At 71.5% G+C, this 15,836-nt stretch carries 13 protein-coding genes; 4 read left to right on the top strand and 9 right to left on the bottom strand.

Features of this window, described 5'->3' with window-relative positions:
* Window positions 1–51 precede the first annotated feature (51 nt).
* Entirely contained in the window at window positions 52–813 is a 762-nt protein-coding gene (locus AB0J46_RS30960; protein WP_352323268.1) for an isoprenyl transferase, read from the top strand.
* Window positions 814–1,020: 207 nt separating this feature from the next.
* A complete protein-coding gene (locus AB0J46_RS30965) occupies window positions 1,021–2,340 on the top strand; it encodes a PhoH family protein (protein ID WP_352352966.1) in 1,320 nt (439 codons plus the stop codon).
* Between the two features lie 12 nt (window positions 2,341–2,352).
* Here the strand turns inward: AB0J46_RS30965 and AB0J46_RS30970 are convergent, their stop codons facing one another.
* Genes AB0J46_RS30970 through AB0J46_RS30980 form a run of 3 tightly spaced genes read right to left on the bottom strand, consistent with a single transcriptional unit; the run spans window position 2,353 to window position 4,969 of the window.
* Entirely contained in the window at window positions 2,353–2,874 is a 522-nt protein-coding gene (locus AB0J46_RS30970; protein WP_364337752.1) for a hypothetical protein, read from the bottom strand.
* Between the two features lie 8 nt (window positions 2,875–2,882).
* Window positions 2,883–4,298: a HAMP domain-containing sensor histidine kinase gene (locus AB0J46_RS30975; RefSeq protein ID WP_364337753.1), complete on the bottom strand. Its 1,416-nt coding sequence runs from the start codon at window positions 4,296–4,298 to the stop codon at window positions 2,883–2,885.
* Window positions 4,295–4,969 carry a response regulator transcription factor gene (locus AB0J46_RS30980; RefSeq protein ID WP_125636689.1) on the bottom strand — a complete coding sequence of 225 codons (675 nt, stop codon included), beginning with the start codon at window positions 4,967–4,969 and terminating at the stop codon, window positions 4,295–4,297. The genes AB0J46_RS30975 and AB0J46_RS30980 overlap by 4 nt, the downstream gene beginning before the upstream one ends.
* A 267-nt stretch (window positions 4,970–5,236) precedes the next feature.
* On the opposite strand from AB0J46_RS30980, the gene AB0J46_RS30985 reads away from it, so the two are divergent.
* Both AB0J46_RS30985 and AB0J46_RS30990 read left to right on the top strand, forming a co-directional pair.
* A complete protein-coding gene (locus AB0J46_RS30985) occupies window positions 5,237–5,947 on the top strand; it encodes a lytic transglycosylase domain-containing protein (RefSeq protein WP_364337755.1) in 711 nt (236 codons plus the stop codon).
* Between the two features lie 90 nt (window positions 5,948–6,037).
* On the top strand, window positions 6,038–8,020 hold the full coding sequence (locus AB0J46_RS30990; protein WP_364337756.1) for a glycosyltransferase family 2 protein: 1,983 nt from the start codon (window positions 6,038–6,040) through the stop codon (window positions 8,018–8,020).
* Here the strand turns inward: AB0J46_RS30990 and AB0J46_RS30995 are convergent.
* From AB0J46_RS30995 to AB0J46_RS31020, 6 genes are all read right to left on the bottom strand, one after another.
* The gene (locus AB0J46_RS30995) at window positions 8,010–9,161 is read right to left on the bottom strand and encodes a tannase/feruloyl esterase family alpha/beta hydrolase (RefSeq protein WP_364337757.1); all 1,152 of its coding nucleotides are present in this window, start codon (window positions 9,159–9,161) and stop codon (window positions 8,010–8,012) included. The genes AB0J46_RS30990 and AB0J46_RS30995 overlap by 11 nt on opposite strands.
* Window positions 9,161–10,162 (bottom strand): alpha/beta hydrolase, encoded by a 1,002-nt coding sequence (locus AB0J46_RS31000; RefSeq protein WP_364337758.1) that lies wholly within the window; start codon window positions 10,160–10,162, stop codon window positions 9,161–9,163. The genes AB0J46_RS30995 and AB0J46_RS31000 overlap by 1 nt, the downstream gene beginning before the upstream one ends.
* Window positions 10,159–11,433 carry an MFS transporter gene (locus tag AB0J46_RS31005; RefSeq protein WP_357974599.1) on the bottom strand — a complete coding sequence of 425 codons (1,275 nt, stop codon included), beginning with the start codon at window positions 11,431–11,433 and terminating at the stop codon, window positions 10,159–10,161. Before AB0J46_RS31005 ends, AB0J46_RS31000 begins: the two co-directional genes overlap by 4 nt.
* Window positions 11,434–11,464: 31 nt before the next feature.
* The gene (locus AB0J46_RS31010) at window positions 11,465–13,423 is read right to left on the bottom strand and encodes a helix-turn-helix domain-containing protein (protein WP_364337759.1); all 1,959 of its coding nucleotides are present in this window, start codon (window positions 13,421–13,423) and stop codon (window positions 11,465–11,467) included.
* Between the two features lie 132 nt (window positions 13,424–13,555).
* Window positions 13,556–14,308, bottom strand: a complete 753-nt coding sequence (locus AB0J46_RS31015) for a 3-hydroxybutyrate dehydrogenase (protein ID WP_358294463.1) — start codon at window positions 14,306–14,308, stop codon at window positions 13,556–13,558.
* 75 nt (window positions 14,309–14,383) lie between these two features.
* Window positions 14,384–15,781 carry a class II fumarate hydratase gene (locus tag AB0J46_RS31020; protein WP_364337760.1) on the bottom strand — a complete coding sequence of 466 codons (1,398 nt, stop codon included), beginning with the start codon at window positions 15,779–15,781 and terminating at the stop codon, window positions 14,384–14,386.
* Between the last annotated feature and the right edge of the window lie 55 nt (window positions 15,782–15,836).

Genomic DNA, 15,836 nt, shown 5'->3' on the forward strand with positions numbered 1-15,836 from the left:
TGCCTGTTGGGTCATTCGACCAAAGGCACAGCACCGCTGGGGAGGCACTCCGTGGGCCTGCGCGACCTGGTCTACCGGCTGTACGAACACAGGCTGGAGACCAAGCTGTCCAAGGACAGCGTTCCCCGGCATGTCGGGGTCATCATCGACGGCAACCGCCGCTGGGCGCGCGCCATGGGCATGCGCGACGTGGCGACCGGCCACCGCAAGGGCGCGGACAAGATATCGGAGCTGCTCGGCTGGTGCCGGGAGACGGGCGTCGAGGTCGTCACCGTCTGGATGTTGTCCAACGACAACCTCAACCGGCCGCGCGAGGAGCTGGAGCCGCTGCTGCGCATCATCGAGGACGTGGTCCAGGAGCTCGTGGCCGAGGGCTGGCGGATCAGCCCGGTGGGCGCGCTCGACCTCCTCCCGGACCGCACGGCCAATGTCCTGAAAAATGCAAAAGAAGCGTCATCACACCGTCCGGGCCTGATTGTGAACGTTGCAGTTGGGTATGGAGGAAGACGTGAGATTGCCGATGCGGTGCGCTCACTCCTCCAGGAGCATGCGAGTAAGGGCGCCAGCATCGAGGACCTCGTGGAGGTCCTCGATGTCGAACACATCGCGGAGCATCTCTACACTCGCGGCCAACCCGACCCGGACCTCCTCATCCGTACGTCGGGCGAGCAGCGTCTGTCCGGATTCATGTTGTGGCAGAGCGCTCACTCCGAGTTCTACTTCCACGAGGCTTACTGGCCGGACTTCCGCAGGGTCGATTTCCTGCGGGCGCTGCGCGATTACGCTGCGAGACACCGGCGTTACGGTTCTTGATGCGACATTCGGGTATCCAGGACGTAACGTTGAAAGTGTCCGGCCACAGGCCGGGCATCCCGGAGAGGGCCCGCCTTTGCACCGACATCTGCTGAGGGGGGCCGGAGTCCGGCTCCGCCGGCAGGTTGCGGTCGGGGACGCGGGTCCGGTCCGGTTCCCACCTCGTCTGCAGGGTGCCCGCACCTATGGGCGCCCGGGGGAGAACGTGTGGCAGTGTCCTCGAGCAACCCTACTCACCAGCCGGCCAAGCGCACGTACGTGCTCGACACCTCGGTCCTGCTGGCCGACCCGGCGGCATTGACGCGCTTCGCCGAGCATGACGTCGTCCTTCCCATCGTGGTCATCACGGAGCTGGAAGGTAAGCGGCACCATCCCGAGCTCGGCTACTTCGCGAGGAAGGCCCTGCGCTACCTCGACGACCTGCGGGTTCAGCACGGCAGGCTCGACGAGCCGATGCCGACAGGGGATGGAACGATCAGGGTTGAGCTCAACCACAGCGATCCGTCCATCCTGCCCGTCGGATTCCGCCTGGGCGACAACGACACGCGCATCCTGACCGTCGCGCGCTCGCTCGCGGCCGAGGGCTGCGACGTCGTGCTGGTCTCCAAAGACCTGCCCATGCGGGTCAAGGCGGCCTCGATCGGCCTGGCGGCCGAGGAGTACCGCGCCGAGCTGGTGGTCGAGTCCGGCTGGACCGGGATGGCCGAGCTGCAGGTGACGGCCGAGGACGTCGAGACGCTCTTCGACAAGGGCGTGGCCGACCTGGAGGAGGGCAGGCAACTGCCCGCGCACACCGGCCTGCGGCTGCTGTCGGCCAAGGGATCGGCGCTGGGCAGGGTCGCGCCGGACAAGTCCGTCCGCCTGGTCCGCGGCGACCGCGAGGTCTTCGGCCTGCACGGCCGCTCGGCCGAGCAGCGCATCGCGCTGGACCTGCTGATGGACCCGGAGATCGGCATCGTCTCGCTGGGCGGCCGGGCCGGCACCGGCAAGTCGGCGCTGGCGCTCTGCGCGGGCCTGGAGGCGGTCCTGGAGCGCCGCCAGCACCGCAAGGTGGTCGTCTTCCGCCCCCTGTACGCCGTCGGCGGCCAGGAGCTCGGCTACCTGCCGGGCACCGAGGGCGAGAAGATGGGCCCGTGGGCGCAGGCGGTCTACGACACGCTCGGCGCGATCACCTCGCCCGAGGTGATCGAGGAGGTGCTCGACCGGGGCATGCTGGAGGTGCTCCCGCTGACGCACATCCGCGGCCGGTCGCTGCACGACGCGTTCGTGATCGTGGACGAGGCCCAGTCGCTGGAGCGCGGGGTGCTGCTCACGGTGCTGAGCCGGATCGGGGCCAACTCCCGGGTGGTGCTCACGCACGACGTCGCCCAGCGCGACAACCTGCGGGTCGGCCGGCACGACGGCGTGGTGGCGGTCGTGGAGAAGCTGAAGGGCCACCCGCTCTTCGCGCACGTCACGCTCACCAGGTCCGAGCGTTCCCCGATCGCCGCCCTGGTGACGGAGATGCTGGAGGACATCACGATGTGAGCCGCGGCGGGCTCACCTGAGCTCGCCGCAGGTGTACGGCCGTCCCTCCGCCTTGGCGGGGCGGCCGTCGCTCTCCCGGACGATCTTGACCTGCTCGAACGCGGCGTCCTGCTGCGCGGTGCAGACGATCTGGGCCTTGCCGAGCCGGCTCAGCGGCCGGTCGCCCTTGAAGTACACGGTCAGCGTGGAGGTGCGCGGGAGCTGCATCTCGTCGCGCTGCACGGGGTCGAGCGAGTCCTTCATGCCGACGTACTCCAGGCCGTGCAGCTCGGTGGTGCGGTCGCCGAGCGGCTGGTCGGAGGCGGCGAACAGGGCGCCGAGCAGGCTGCCCACGGTGCCGTTCTCGACGTCGGCGGGTTCGAGCGTGAGCTGCTTGTTCCTGATCAGGTAGATGGTCTTCGAGGGCGGCGGGAGCTTGATGGTGGGCGCGGCGCCCTTGGTCTGGACGTCGGTCGGCGAGATGCCGCAGGCCGCCACGGCCAGCAGGGCCGCGGCGGCGACGAGGACCCGGCGCCCGGTCATCGGTGCGGTCATCGGTGCCTTCATTGGTGCGGCAGCCAGACCGTGAACAGGGTGCCCGGCAGCTGGGCGCGTACGGAGATCGTGCCGCCGTGCAGGTGCACGTTGGCGCGGGCGATGGCCAGGCCGAGGCCGCTGCCCTGGCTGCGGGCCCGGCCCGCGCCCGCCTTGAAGAAGCGGTCGAAGACGTGCGGCAGCGCCTCGGCGGGGATGCCCTTGCCGTGGTCGCGCACCTTCACCTCCAGGCCGTTCTCGGTGCCGCGCGCGGTGACCTCCACCGGGGGCAGGCCGTGCTTGAGCGCGTTGCCGACCAGGTTGGCCACGATGACGTCGAACCTCCTCGGGTCGAGATTGACGGTCAGGCCCTGGGAGGCGGTCACGTCCACCTCGTCGCTCCAGCCGCGCACCTCCAGGCAGTCCAGGATGGCGTCGGCGACGTTCACGGGCTCCACGTTGAGCGTCGCGGTGCCGGCGTCGAACCTGCTGACCTCGATCAGGTGCTCGACCAGCTCGCGCAGGCGCCCGATCTCGCGCAGCACCAGCCGTACGGCCTCCGCGGGCGCGTCGGGCAGCCGGCCGGCCTCCTCCGAGAGCATGTCGGCCACGGCCGTCATGGCGGTGAGCGGCGTGCGCAGCTCGTGCGAGACGTCGGCCACGAACCTGCGGGACATGGCCTCCAGCGAGCGCAGCTCTGACACGCTCAGCTCCAGCGCCGCCGCCGCGTCGTTGAACCTGGCGGTCAGCTCGGCCAGCTCGTCCTGGCCGTGCACCGGCAGGCGGGTGTCCAGCCGGCCCTGGCCGAGCGCCTGCGCCGCCGCGCTGAGCCGCCGTACGGGCAGCAGCACCTGCCGGGCCGACAGCAGCGCCACCACCAGCGCGATCAGCACGATCACCGCGCCGCCCTGGGTGAGCGTGTTGCGCAGCGTCGTGAGCTGGCTCTCCTCGTCGTGCAGCGGGAAGAAGACGAACGCGCGCAGCCCGGTGGCCTCGGGGGCGACGCCGGGCTCGAACCGGTGGACCTCGGCGCCGACGATGAGCCACAGCTCGTTGCCGATCACCTTGCGCTGGGTGACGACGTTCTGCTTGGCCCGGCCGTACAGCTCGTTGGGGACGTCCTTCATGGTCATCGGGCCGTCGGCGGACAGCAGGTTGCCGTACTCGACCAGGACGCTGCGGCCGGGGCTGGACAGTGTCCGGACGACCTGGTCGAGCTCCTTCATGGACGGCGCCGCCTCGCCCGGCCTGAGCTTGCCCACGGGGAAGGTGATCCGGCCGAGCTCGCGGGTCACCAGGTCGAGGGAGGTGGTCTCGGCCCTGGTCACGAGCGCGGTCTTGGCCAGCTCGAAGCCGATGGTGGCGACCAGCGTCGACGCGGTGACCGCGACGAGGGTGAAGGTGATGACCAGGCGCGCCCGCAGCCCGGTGGGCAGCGGGATCACGGAGGGCTGAACCGGTAGCCGAACCCGCGCACGGTGTGGATGAAGACGGGCTCGGCCGGCCTCGGCTCGATCTTGGCGCGGACGCGCTGGACGCAGGCGTCCACCAGCCGCGAGTCGGCGACGTGCGTGTGGTCCCAGACGACCCGCAGCAGGTAGCGGCGGTTGAGCACCTGGCCGGGATGCCGGACCAGCTCCAGCAGCAGCCGCAGCTCGGTCGGCGTCAGGTGGATCTCCTTGCTGGCCAGCGTGACCTTGAGCGCCCCCCGGTCGATCACGAGGTCGCCGAAGGTGATGCGGTCGGAGGTCGCGGACTCGGCCCTGCGCAGGATGGCCCGGATGCGGGCGTCGAGCACCCGCGGCTCGACCGGCTTGACCACGTAGTCGTCGGCGCCCGCCTCCAGGCCGACCACCACGTCCAGGTCGTCGCCGCGGGCGGTGAGCAGGATGACGGGGAGCTGGTCGAGCTTGCGGATGCGGCGGCAGACCTCGACGCCGTCGATGCCGGGCAGCATGACGTCGAGGATCGCGATCTCGGGGCGGCGGGCGCGGATGTGGTCCAGAGCCTCCTCGCCCGTCGCGTAGGACGTGACGGAATGTCCCTGCCGCGTCAACGCCAGCTCCAAGGCTGTGCGGACGGAGGGATCGTCTTCTACAAGGAGGATGCCGGCCACGCGCACATTATTATTCCATGTCCCCTATACCCGGGTTGTGTCATCAAACTGTGACCGGGTGCGGATCAGATCCTGAAGATGGGGCGGAAGCCTGAAAGCGGCCTCCCTTCGGTGCGGGCGCTCGAAGGGAGGCGCCCACCAGTCTGTGACGAAATTCACAATTTTTCGTGAAAAAGGTTGTTACCTGCTGGTTGGCCAAGAGAACGTCAACCGAATCCCGCGTTCCGGTTGCGGACCACCCCCCATGACAGGGCAAGCTCATGGATCGTGAGCCCCGGTCCGCAGTTGAGTGAGCGCCGCCCGAAGGATGACCTTCGCTCGGCGCGCCGCCGGCCTTCGCGTTTCACCCCCAAGCGCGTCGCCGTCGCCGTCGTGTCGCTGGTGGTGGTCGTGGGCGGTGGCGGCTACGTCGCCTACCGCGCCGTCGACAACGCCAACAAGCCGCCGGTCGATCCGTTCACGGCCGAGCAGCTCGGCGCGCTCGCCGGAGGCAACCTGTTCGCCCCCGACCCCGAGACCGACGCGCTGAAGAACGCCGCCGAGCAGGCATACCGGGCCGACCTGCTCAAGAAGAACCGCGGCGGCACCAAGAAGCTCAACTGGGTCGTGCCCAAGAAGGCGCCGGGCGGCAGCGGCTTCCCGCCCGCCAACTTCCCGCCGGGCAGCAACCCCTCGCCGGGCAGCAACAAGGCCGTCGCCAAGCAGATGCTCGCCGCCAAGGGCTGGGGCGCCGACCAGTGGGGCTGCCTGGAGCTGCTCTGGCAGAAGGAGAGCGGCTGGAACGAGCGGGCGATGAACCGCTACTCCGGCGCGTACGGCATCCCGCAGGCCCTGCCCGGCAGCAAGATGGCCAGCGCGGGCGGCGACTGGCAGACCAATGCCACCACCCAGATCGCGTGGGGGCTCGGCTACATCAAGGGCCGCTACGGCACGCCCTGTGGCGCGTGGGGGCACTCCCAGTCCACAGGTTGGTACTGACAGGTCAAACTCTTCTCCTGTAATCGGCAAGCCGTCTCACCCGATCGTGTATGAGCGGCGCACGCTGGCCGCATGGGTGTGAAGGTCAGTGTGATCGTCAATGTCCACAACCCGGGTGACACCGCGGACGCGTGCATCCGCTCCGCGCTGGAGCAGACGTTGCCCGCCGCCGACTACGAAGTGATCTTCGTGGACGACGGGTCCACGGACGGCATCGGGGAACGGCTGGACACCATCGCCGGTCTCCGCGAGAACGTCCGCGTGCTGCACCTGCCGCACACCGGGTCGCCCTCTCGCGGCCGCAACATGGGCGTGGCCGCGGCGGAGGGCGATTACGTCTACTTCCTCGACCAGACCGACCGGCTGGCCCGCGACGCGCTGGCCCGCATGCACGAGCGCGCGGTCGAGACCGACGCCGACGTGCTGATCGGGCGGCTGGCCCGCGACTACGGGCCGCCGATGGTGGCGTTCGAGCGCAGCAGCGCCCGTGCCGACATCCTGCGCGAGCGCCTGATGACGCTGCTCGTCCCGCAGCAGCTCTACCGCCGGGCCTTCCTGGAGGAGCACGAGCTGGGCTTCGGGATGCCCGGCGGCCGGCTGGCCGAGCAGGCGTTCGTGATGCGGGCCTACCTCGCGGCCAAGGTGATCGCCGTCCTGGCCGAGGAGGTCTGCTGCCAGCTCGGGCCGCGGCCCGAGGCGCCCGAGGAGGACCCCCGGGTGATCGTGGCCGGGCTGAGCACGCTGCTCACCGACATCGACACCTACGTCGGCGCCGGCCGCCAGCGCGACCGCATGTACGCCTACTGGTTCCGCTCGGCCGTGCTCAGGCCGCTGCTGACCGCCAGGTTCGCCGACTCCTCCGTGGACCGGGGCATGCACTTCCGGGTCGTCCAGGAGCTCATCGGCGAGCGTTTCCCCGAGCGGATCGACCGCTACCTGCCGGTCCAGCTACGGGCGGTGGCCGCGTTCGTCCGGCGCGGCCGCCTGGACCAGATCGTCATGTTCGCCAACTCCACCCGGCGCGCGGGCCTGCGCGCCGAGCTCACCGAGATGCGCTGGGACGCCCACATCCTGGTGCTCGGCCTGACCGTGGAGGTCATGTCCGGCGACGGCCTGCCCGACCGCTACCGCGTGGACGGCGAGCGCCTGCACTGGATCCCGCCGCGCTCGGCCGACACCAAGCTGCTGTCCGACGACGTCACCGACATCACGGCCGACGTCGAGCGGGCCCGCATCGACGTCTACGTCCGGCACAGCACGACCGGCGTGGTGCACTTCCTGCCGGTCACCCAGCACGTCGAACGTCTCCCCGACGGCCGCCGCCGGGTCCGCGTGCAGATCAGGGGCGAGGTCCGCCTGGACGTGACCAGCGCCGCGATGGGCCAGCCGCTCAGCCCCGGGCAGTGGGAGGTGCACGTCCGCATGTTCAGCGGCGCCAACCAGGCCAGGAGCCGGGTCGGCCGGGCCGAGGGGCCGCTCAACTGCCTGGGCGTGCTGGCCCAGCGGCCCAGGATGCGGCTGGTGGTGCCGTGCTGGTCGGACAAGGGGGAGCTGGGCCTGGCCGTCGAGCCGCGCTCGTTCTCGGAGTCGATCGCGCTGGTGTCGCCGGGGGTGACCGTCCGCCAGCTCGACGGCCACGTGTACGTCGTGCTGCCGGTCCCGTACGTGCCGCCGAGCGGCGGGCCGCCCCTGGAGCTGGTGCTGCGCAGCACCGGCCGCCGGGAACGCGAGGTGTGCGCGCCCGCGCTGGTCGAGGCCGGGGTGCCGGGCAAGCTCGCCGGCCAGCTCGTCGCCAAGATCCCGGTCAAGCGGCACATGCCGAGCGAGGAGCAGCTGGGGCCGGGCGCCTGGCTGTCGTCGCTGCGCTCGTCCGACGAGGAGATCGGGCTGCGGTTCGGCCTCCAGGTGCGCCGCGGCCGGGTCGAGACGCGCCCGGCCGTCGCGGTGGACCCCCAGCGGCGCTCGCCCATGGGCCGGGACACCGCGCTCCACCGCCTCGGCAGGCGCCTGCCCGGGGCGCGGCACATCGTGCGCTGGGCGCGCGCGGGCAGGCATCGCTACCTCAAGGAGTGACCCAGCCCTCCAGCTCCTGGAAGGCGTCCCTGAAGGCCGGGAGCATGGGCCTGAGCCGGTCGGGATAGACGTCGACGAGGCTGTCGAGGTGGTTGCCGCCCTCGATCCGGTGGTAGCGGAACGGGCGGTGCGGGCCGACCATCCTGGCGTAGACGTCGGAGTCGCGGGAGATCGGCAGCAGCGAGTCGAGCGTCCCGTGGATCGTGATCAGCGGCTTGGTGATCCTGCCGGTCAGCCCGATCCTGGCCATCGCGGCGTACGGCCGGCGCGCGTCGTAGTCGTAGTCGGCCGCCGCGCCCGCGTAGGACGGGTCCAGCTCCTTCTGGTAGAGCTGCTGGGTGAGCTCCCAGTAGTACTGCCGGTGGAAGGGCCACAGGAACTCCGACCCCGGCGCGAACCCGGCCGCGCGCACGCCCGCCTCGTCCGGGTACGCCTTCAGCGCGGGCGGCAGGAAGTTCAGCAGATTGTCGCCCTTGACCCGGAAGAGCGTGCCCTCCCAGTCCACGCCGCCGTCGTAGAGCCAGCCGCGGTTCTCCAGCTGCCACCTGACCAGGTAGCCGCCGTTGGACAGGCCGGCCATGAACGTACGGGCGGGCGGGCGGCCGTACCGCTGCCTGACCACGGACTTGGCGGCCACGGCGAGCTGGGTGACCCGGTCGTTCCACTCGGCGATGGCGTCGCCGGGGCGGCGGCCGTCCTCGTGGAAGGTGACGCCCACGTTGCCCTTGTCGGTGGCGGCGAACGCGTAGCCCTTGGACAGCACCCAGTCGGAGATCGTGTAGTCGTTGGCGTACTGCTCCCGGTTGCCCGGGGTGCCGCTGACGACCAGGCCGCCGTTCCACCGGTCGGGCAGCCTGATCACGAACTGGGAGTCGTGGTTCCAGCCGTGCGTGGCGTTGCCGGTGGAGGTGTCGGGGAAGTAGCCGTCGAGCTGGGTGCCGGGCACGCCGGTCGGGTTGACGGTGGCCTTGGAGTGCAGGCCGGCCCAGTCGGCCGGGTCGGTGTGGCCGGTCAGCGTGGTGCCGGCCGTGGTCAGGTCGTCGAGGGTGGCGCTGATCAGCTTCTCCGCGCCGGGCACGGTCAGTTCGCCCGCGGCGGGGGCGGTGAGCAGGCTCGCGACCAGGGTCAGGGCGACGAGCATCAGACCTCCTCCAGGTGCTCGGCCAGCAGGCGGCCGAACTCGGCGGGCCGCTCCAGGTGGGGGCTGTGGCCGCAGTCGTCCAGCACGACCTCGCGGTAGCGGCCGTAGCGGTCGAGGACCGCCCTGGTCTGGGTCACCATCGGCTGGGCCGGGGTGCCGGGGGAGCCGGGCACGACGCCGATCGCGCCCAGGTGGGCCAGGTCGAACAGCGAGGTGTCGGAGACGATCACGTCGTCGGCGCCCCTGATCCACAGCACGGGCGGCCTGGGGTCGATCTCGTGCAGGTCGTCCAGGCGGAAGTGGGTGGGGGCGCACGCGTTGAGCACGCCGTGCTTGCCGGGGGCCACGCCGGGCCAGGCGGGGGAGCCGGCGGCGTCGCCCGGGTAGTTGGCCTCGCCCACGCGGGTGGTGAGCATGGATCGCAGGTAGAAGTCCTCGTCGGGGATCCGCGGGTGCTTGACGTAGCCGGTGCGGAGCACGTTGCGGGGGGACGTGGGGGATTCGTCCGACATGTCGCCCGCCTTGAGCCGGGCCACGAAGTCCAGGTTCGCCGCGCCGGCGCCCGATCCCGCGCCGTCGGGGTGGGTGAGCGTGCCGTCCGGGCCCTCGGTGCCGCCGAAGCCGTACGGGGAGATCGGGTTGACCAGCGTGACGCTCCTGACCAGCTCAGGACGGTCACGCAGCAGCTGCAGGACGACGCCGCCGCCGAGGCTCCAGCCGACCAGGTGCACGCCGTCGAGCCCGAGGGCCTCGACCAGCTCGGCCAGGTCGTCGGACCAGTCGCGCAGGCCCCTGGTGGCGTCCACCGGCTCGGGGTCGGTGTCGCCGAAGCCGCGCAGGTCGGGGGCGAGCGGGCGGTAGCGGGCGGGCAGCGCGGCCATGCTGTCGCGCCAGAAGGCGCCGGAGGAGACGTTGCCGTGCACGAACAGCACGGGCTCGCCGGACGTCCGGCCCTCGACGGTCAGGACGTGCTGCGTGAGGCGGGGGGTGGTGACCTTCATCGCGCGTGGATCCTCTCGGCCAGGTCGCGTCCCTGGGTCTCGCGGGCGGTGTAGACGGCGACCAGCGTGAGCACCGCCGCCAGGCCAAGGTAGACCGAGATGGGCACGCTGCTGGAGTAGCTCTTGAGCAGCGCCACCGCGATCAGCGGGGCCAGCGCGCCGGCCACGATCGCCGAGAGCTGGGCGCCGATCGACACGCCGGTGTAGCGCGTCCTGGTGCCGAACAGCTCGGAGAAGAAGGCCGCCTGCGGGCCGTACATCATGCCGTGGAAGAGCAGGCCGACGGTGACCGCGAGGGTGATCGCCAGGAAGTTGCCGGTGTCCACCAGCGGGAAGAAGGCGAAGATCCACACGCCGATCCCGGCGGCCCCGGCCAGGTAGATCGGACGGCGGCCGACCCGGTCCGACAGCGCGCCCCACATCGGGATCGTGACGAAGTGGATCGCCGAGGCGACCAGCACCGCGGTCAGCACCGTCGAGTTGTCGATCTTCGCGTTCTTCGCGTACGTGATGACGAACACCGTCAGCAGGTAGAACGAGATGTTCTCGGCCAGCCGGGCGCCGATGGCGGTGAGCACGTCCTTCCAGTGGTGCCGCAGCACGCCCACGATCGGCGCGGTCGGCTCCGGCTCGGCCTGCTGGAACACCGGCGACTCGGTGATCGTCAGCCGGATCCACAGCCCGACCATCACCAGCACCCCCGACAGCAGGAACGGGATCCGCCAGCCCCACGACAGGAACGCCTCGTCGGACTGCCAGGCGGCCAGCACTGCCAGCACGCCGGTGGCCAGCAGGTTCCCGCCGGGCGCGCCCGCCTGCGGCCAGGAGGCCCAGAACCCGCGGCGCTTCGTGTCGCCGTGCTCGGACACGATCAGCACCGCGCCGCCCCACTCGCCGCCGAGCGCGAAGCCCTGCACGAGCCGCAGCGCGGTCAGCAGCAGCGCCGCCGACGAGCCGAGCGTGGCGTACGTCGGCAGGCAGCCGATCAGGAACGTGGCGGCGCCCATCATCAGCAGGCTGACCACCAGCAGGGTCTTGCGGCCCACCCGGTCGCCGAAGTGGCCGAAGACCAGGCCGCCGAGCGGGCGGGCGACGAATCCGACGGCGTAGGTGAGGAACGACAGCAGCGTGCCGGTCAGCGGATCGGACTCGGGGAAGAAGAGTTTGTTGAACACGAGAGCGGCTGCCGAGCCGTACAGGAAGAAGTCGTACCACTCGATGGTGGTGCCGATCAGGCTCGCGGCGACGATCCTCTTGATGGAAGTGGCCATGCCGGTCACGGTAAAGAGTGACCGGCGTCACTTATATGGGGCCAGGCCCCACAGTCTGCGGGGAGGATGTGTGGCCGAGCCGGTGCAGGCGGAGGGCGAGCTGGATCTCCAGCGCGCGCTCGGGCTCCAGCCAGCCGTCGCCCAGCAGCTTGCCGATCCGGTCGAGGCGCTGGGTGACGGTGTTGACGTGGATGTGCATGGCCTCGGCCGTACGGGAGGGTGAGCCGCCCGTGCCGAAGTAGGCCGACAGGGTGTCGGTGAGCGCGGTGCCGCGGCGGGCGTCGTAGTCGATCACCGCGCCGACCACGCGGCCGACGAAGCCGCGCACGTCGCGGCCGTCGCCCACGAGCAGCCCGACGAAGCCCAGCTCGGCGGGGCTCGCGCCGTCGCCGGCCCGGCCGAGCGCGAGCAGCGCCTCGGCGCACCGCCGCGCCTCCTGGTACGCCTCCGCGACGTCCCGCGCGCCCGCCGATCCGCTTGTCGCGCCGCCTCCCGAGCCGCCTGCCGGCGCGCCCGCCGAGCCGCCCGGCGGGCCGCCGGGGGAGGCTTCGGGGAGGCGGGCAGGGGAGGCGCCCGCCGTCGCCGGGCTGTGCAGGGACGCGCTCAGCTCGGCCGCCACCCGCTGGGCCAGACCACCCGCGTCCACGCCCGGCAGCAGCAGCACCACCTCGTCGCCGCGCCCCGCCGCCAGCCCGTGCCGGACCGTGGCGTGCGAGGAGGCCCAGAACGCCGCCCGCTCCCGCTGGCCGCCGTGCCTGGCCACCACCACGACGTGCGGCGCGCGCAGGTCCACGCCGAGCCGCCGGGCCCGGTCGGCCAGGCCCGGCGAGTCCGGCCGCGAGATCAGGTCCTCCAGCAGCTCGCCCCTGACCCGGCCCTCGGCCTCGGCCACGCTCCGCCTGAACAGCAGCAGCAGCGCGCACACCAGCGCCGCCCGCTCCAGGATGCGCTCGTCGGCGTCGTCGCTGCGCAGGACGAGCGTGCACAACGGCTCGCCGCCGACGTCCACCGACGCGATCACCTGGTCGCCCCTGCGCACGGTACGCCCCAGCGCCCTGGACGCCTGCGCCGCCTCGAACACCCCCGCGTCCAGCTCGCCCACGTCGCCGGTGATCGGCCGGCCCAGGTCGTCGAGCACCGCCAGCGACCCGCCGAGCACCTCGGTCACGACGGCGGCGACGTCCTCGATGCCGCCGCCGCGCAGCACCAGCGAGGTCATCCGGTCGTGGGCCAGCGCGGCCCGCTCGACGGCCTCGCCGTGCGCCCTGGCGGTGCGGTGGGCCTGGGAGAGCTCCTCCAGGGCGTTCCTGGTCTCCTGGAGCAGCCGGGCGTTGTCGATGGCGACGGCGGCGTGCGCGGCCAGGCTCGCCAGCAGCGAGACCTCCTCCTGGTGGAAGGGCCTGGCGCTGCGGTTGGCCGCCATGAGCACGCCGATCACCCGCTGGCCCAGGCGCAGCGGCACCCCCAGGATCGCGACCAGGCCCTCCTCCTTGACGGCCTCGTCGATGTGACCCTTGTGCCGGAACCTGGCGTCGGCGAAGTAGTCGGCGGTCGCGTACGGGGTGGCCGTCTGCGCGACCAGCCCGCCCAGCCCGGCGCCCATGGCCAGCCTGAGCGCCCGGAACTTGGCCGAGATCGACCCGTCGGTGACCCGCATGTACGTGTCGCCCTGCTCGGGGTCGTGCAACGTCATGTACGCGATGTCGGTCGCGAGCAACTGCCTGGCCCGGTGGACGATGGCTTCGAGCACGGCGTCGAGGTCGCGCAGCGCGGCCAGGTCGCCGGCGGTGTCGTAGAGCGCCGACAGCTCGGCCTCTCGCCGGGCCCGCCGCCTGAGCAGCGCCCTGACCTTCAGCGCCTCGACCTTGGCCTGCTCCAGCTCCTCGATCGTGGCCGGATCGGCGCCCTGCGCCCTGGCCTCCACGATCGGCCCCTCGAACTCGACCGCCGACGCCTCCCGCGCCAAAAGCTCCAGAAAACGCCTGCTCATGGCCTCACTCCGTGAGGCGGGCTCGGTCGCCAGATGCCGGTGGCTTCCCCCGCTCTGGTCGCTCCGCTCCCGCCACTCCTCCAGCCACCGGCACTCCCTCGCCTGCTCATGGCCTCACTCCGTGTGGGCTCACTAATGGGCCGTCCAGCCGCCGTCTACGGGGAGGGAGGTGCCGGTGATGAAGGAGCCGTGCGGGCCGCAGAGGTAGGCGACCAGTTCGGCGACCTCCTCGGGCTCGATCAGCCGCTTGATCGCGGCCGGCTGGAGCATGATGTTCTCGACGACCTCGTCGCTGCCGATGCCGTGCACCCGGGCCTGGTCGTCGATCTGCGCCTCGACCAGCGCCGTGCGCACGTACGCCGGGCACACGCAGTTGGACGTCACCCCGTGGGCCGCCCCCTCCAGCGCGACGACCTTGGAGAACCCCTCCAGCGCGTGCTTGGCCGTCGTGTACGCCGACTTGTACGGCGAGGCCCGCAACCCGTGCACCGACGACATGTTCACGAACCGTCCCCACCCCCGGGCGTACATGCCGGGCAGCACCCGCCGCGCGATCAGGAACGGCGCCTCCACCATCACCCGCATCATGGTGGAGAACACCTCCGGCGGGAAGTCCTCGACCGGCGCCACGTGCTGGAACCCGGCGTTGTTCACCACGATGTCCACCGGCTCGTCGGGCAGCGACGCCGCGAAGGCCGGATCGCTCAGATCGGCCACCACCGCGACCCCGCCGACCTCCGCGGCCACCTTCCCGGCCGCCTCGCCCTGCCTGTCGACCACCAGGACCTTGGCCCCCGCGGCGGCCAGTCGCCGGGCGCAGGCGGCGCCGATGCCGCCCCCAGCCCCCGTCACCAGCGCGGTCCGCCCAGTCAGCTCCTTCGCCATACTCCGAACCCTAGGCGCTCGCCGCGCCGGGACGCATGGGTGCGGCCGACATAGATCCGAGCCGACCTATGTGGATCACCCCTCCGTCGGCGGCCGGGTCATGGACAGCACGTCGAGGGCGGCGTCGAGCTGCTCCTCGGTCAGCGTGCCGTCGGCGACGTGGCCGCGCTCGACGACGACCTCCCTGATGGTCCTGCGCTCGGCCAGCGCCTGCTTGGCGATCTTGGCCGCCTCCTCGTAGCCGACGTGCCGGTTGAGCGGGGTGACGATCGAGGGGGAGGACTCGGCGTACTCGCGCAGGCGCTCGACGTTGGCCGTGATGCCCGCGACGCAGCGGTCGGCCAGCAGCCTGGACACGTTCGCCAGCAGCCTGATCGATTCCAGGATGTTGCGGGCGATGACCGGGAGCTGCACGTTCAGCTCGAAGCTGCCCGAGGCCCCGGCGAACGTGATCGCCGCGTCGTTGCCGATGACCTGCGCCGCGACCATGGCCGTGGCCTCCGGGATCACCGGGTTGACCTTGCCCGGCATGATGGACGAGCCCGGCTGGAGGTCCGGCAGGTTGATCTCGCCGAGCCCGGCGCGCGGGCCAGAGCCCATCCAGCGCAGGTCGTTCGCGATCTTGTTGAGCGACACGGCCACCACCTTGAGCTGCCCCGACAGCTCCACGATGGAGTCCTGGGCGCCCTGGGCCTCGAAGTGGTCGGCGGCCTCGCGGAAGGGGATGCCGGTCGCCTCGGCCAGCTTCGCGATCGCCCGCTGCGCGAAGCCGGGCGGCGTGTTGATGCCCGTGCCGACCGCCGTCCCGCCCAGGGGCAGCTCCAGCACGTGGTTCAGCGCCGTGCGCACGCGGGTGCCGCCGTGGTCGATCTGGGCGGCGTACCCGCCGAACTCCTGCCCGAGGGTCACCGGCGTGGCGTCCATCAGGTGGGTCCGGCCGGACTTGACCACCTGCGCGAACTCGGCCTCCTTGGCGTGCAGCGTCTCGGCCAGGTGGGTGAGCGAGGGCAGCAGGTGGAAGGTCACCTCGATCGCGGCCGCCACGTGGATCGAGGTCGGGAAGACGTCGTTGGACGACTGGGAGGCGTTCACGTGGTCGTTGGGGTGCACGGGCCGTCCCAGCCGCTCCTCGGCCAGCGTCGCGATCACCTCGTTGGCGTTCATGTTGGACGAGGTGCCCGAGCCGGTCTGGAAGACGTCGATGGGGAAGTGGGCGTCGTGCTCGTTGTCGGCGACGTCCGCGGCGGCCTGCGCGACGGCCTCGGCCAGATCTTTGTCGATCACGCCCAGCTCGCCGTTGACCTCGGCGGCGACCGCCTTGATCAGGCCGAGCGCGGCGATGTGGGACGGTTCGAGCGGCCGCCCCGAGACCGGGAAGTTCTCCACCGCCCGCTGGGTCTGGGCCCGCCACCGCGCTCCCGCCGGCACCCGGACCTCGCCCATCGAGTCATGTTCGATTCTGAACTCGCTCATGACTCCAGTCTGTCCCACGGCCGGGCGATCAGTCCGGGGCCGGCCCGCCCCGGGC

This window comes from Nonomuraea sp. NPDC049758 (assembly GCF_040674635.1).
Classification (GTDB): domain Bacteria; phylum Actinomycetota; class Actinomycetes; order Streptosporangiales; family Streptosporangiaceae; genus Nonomuraea.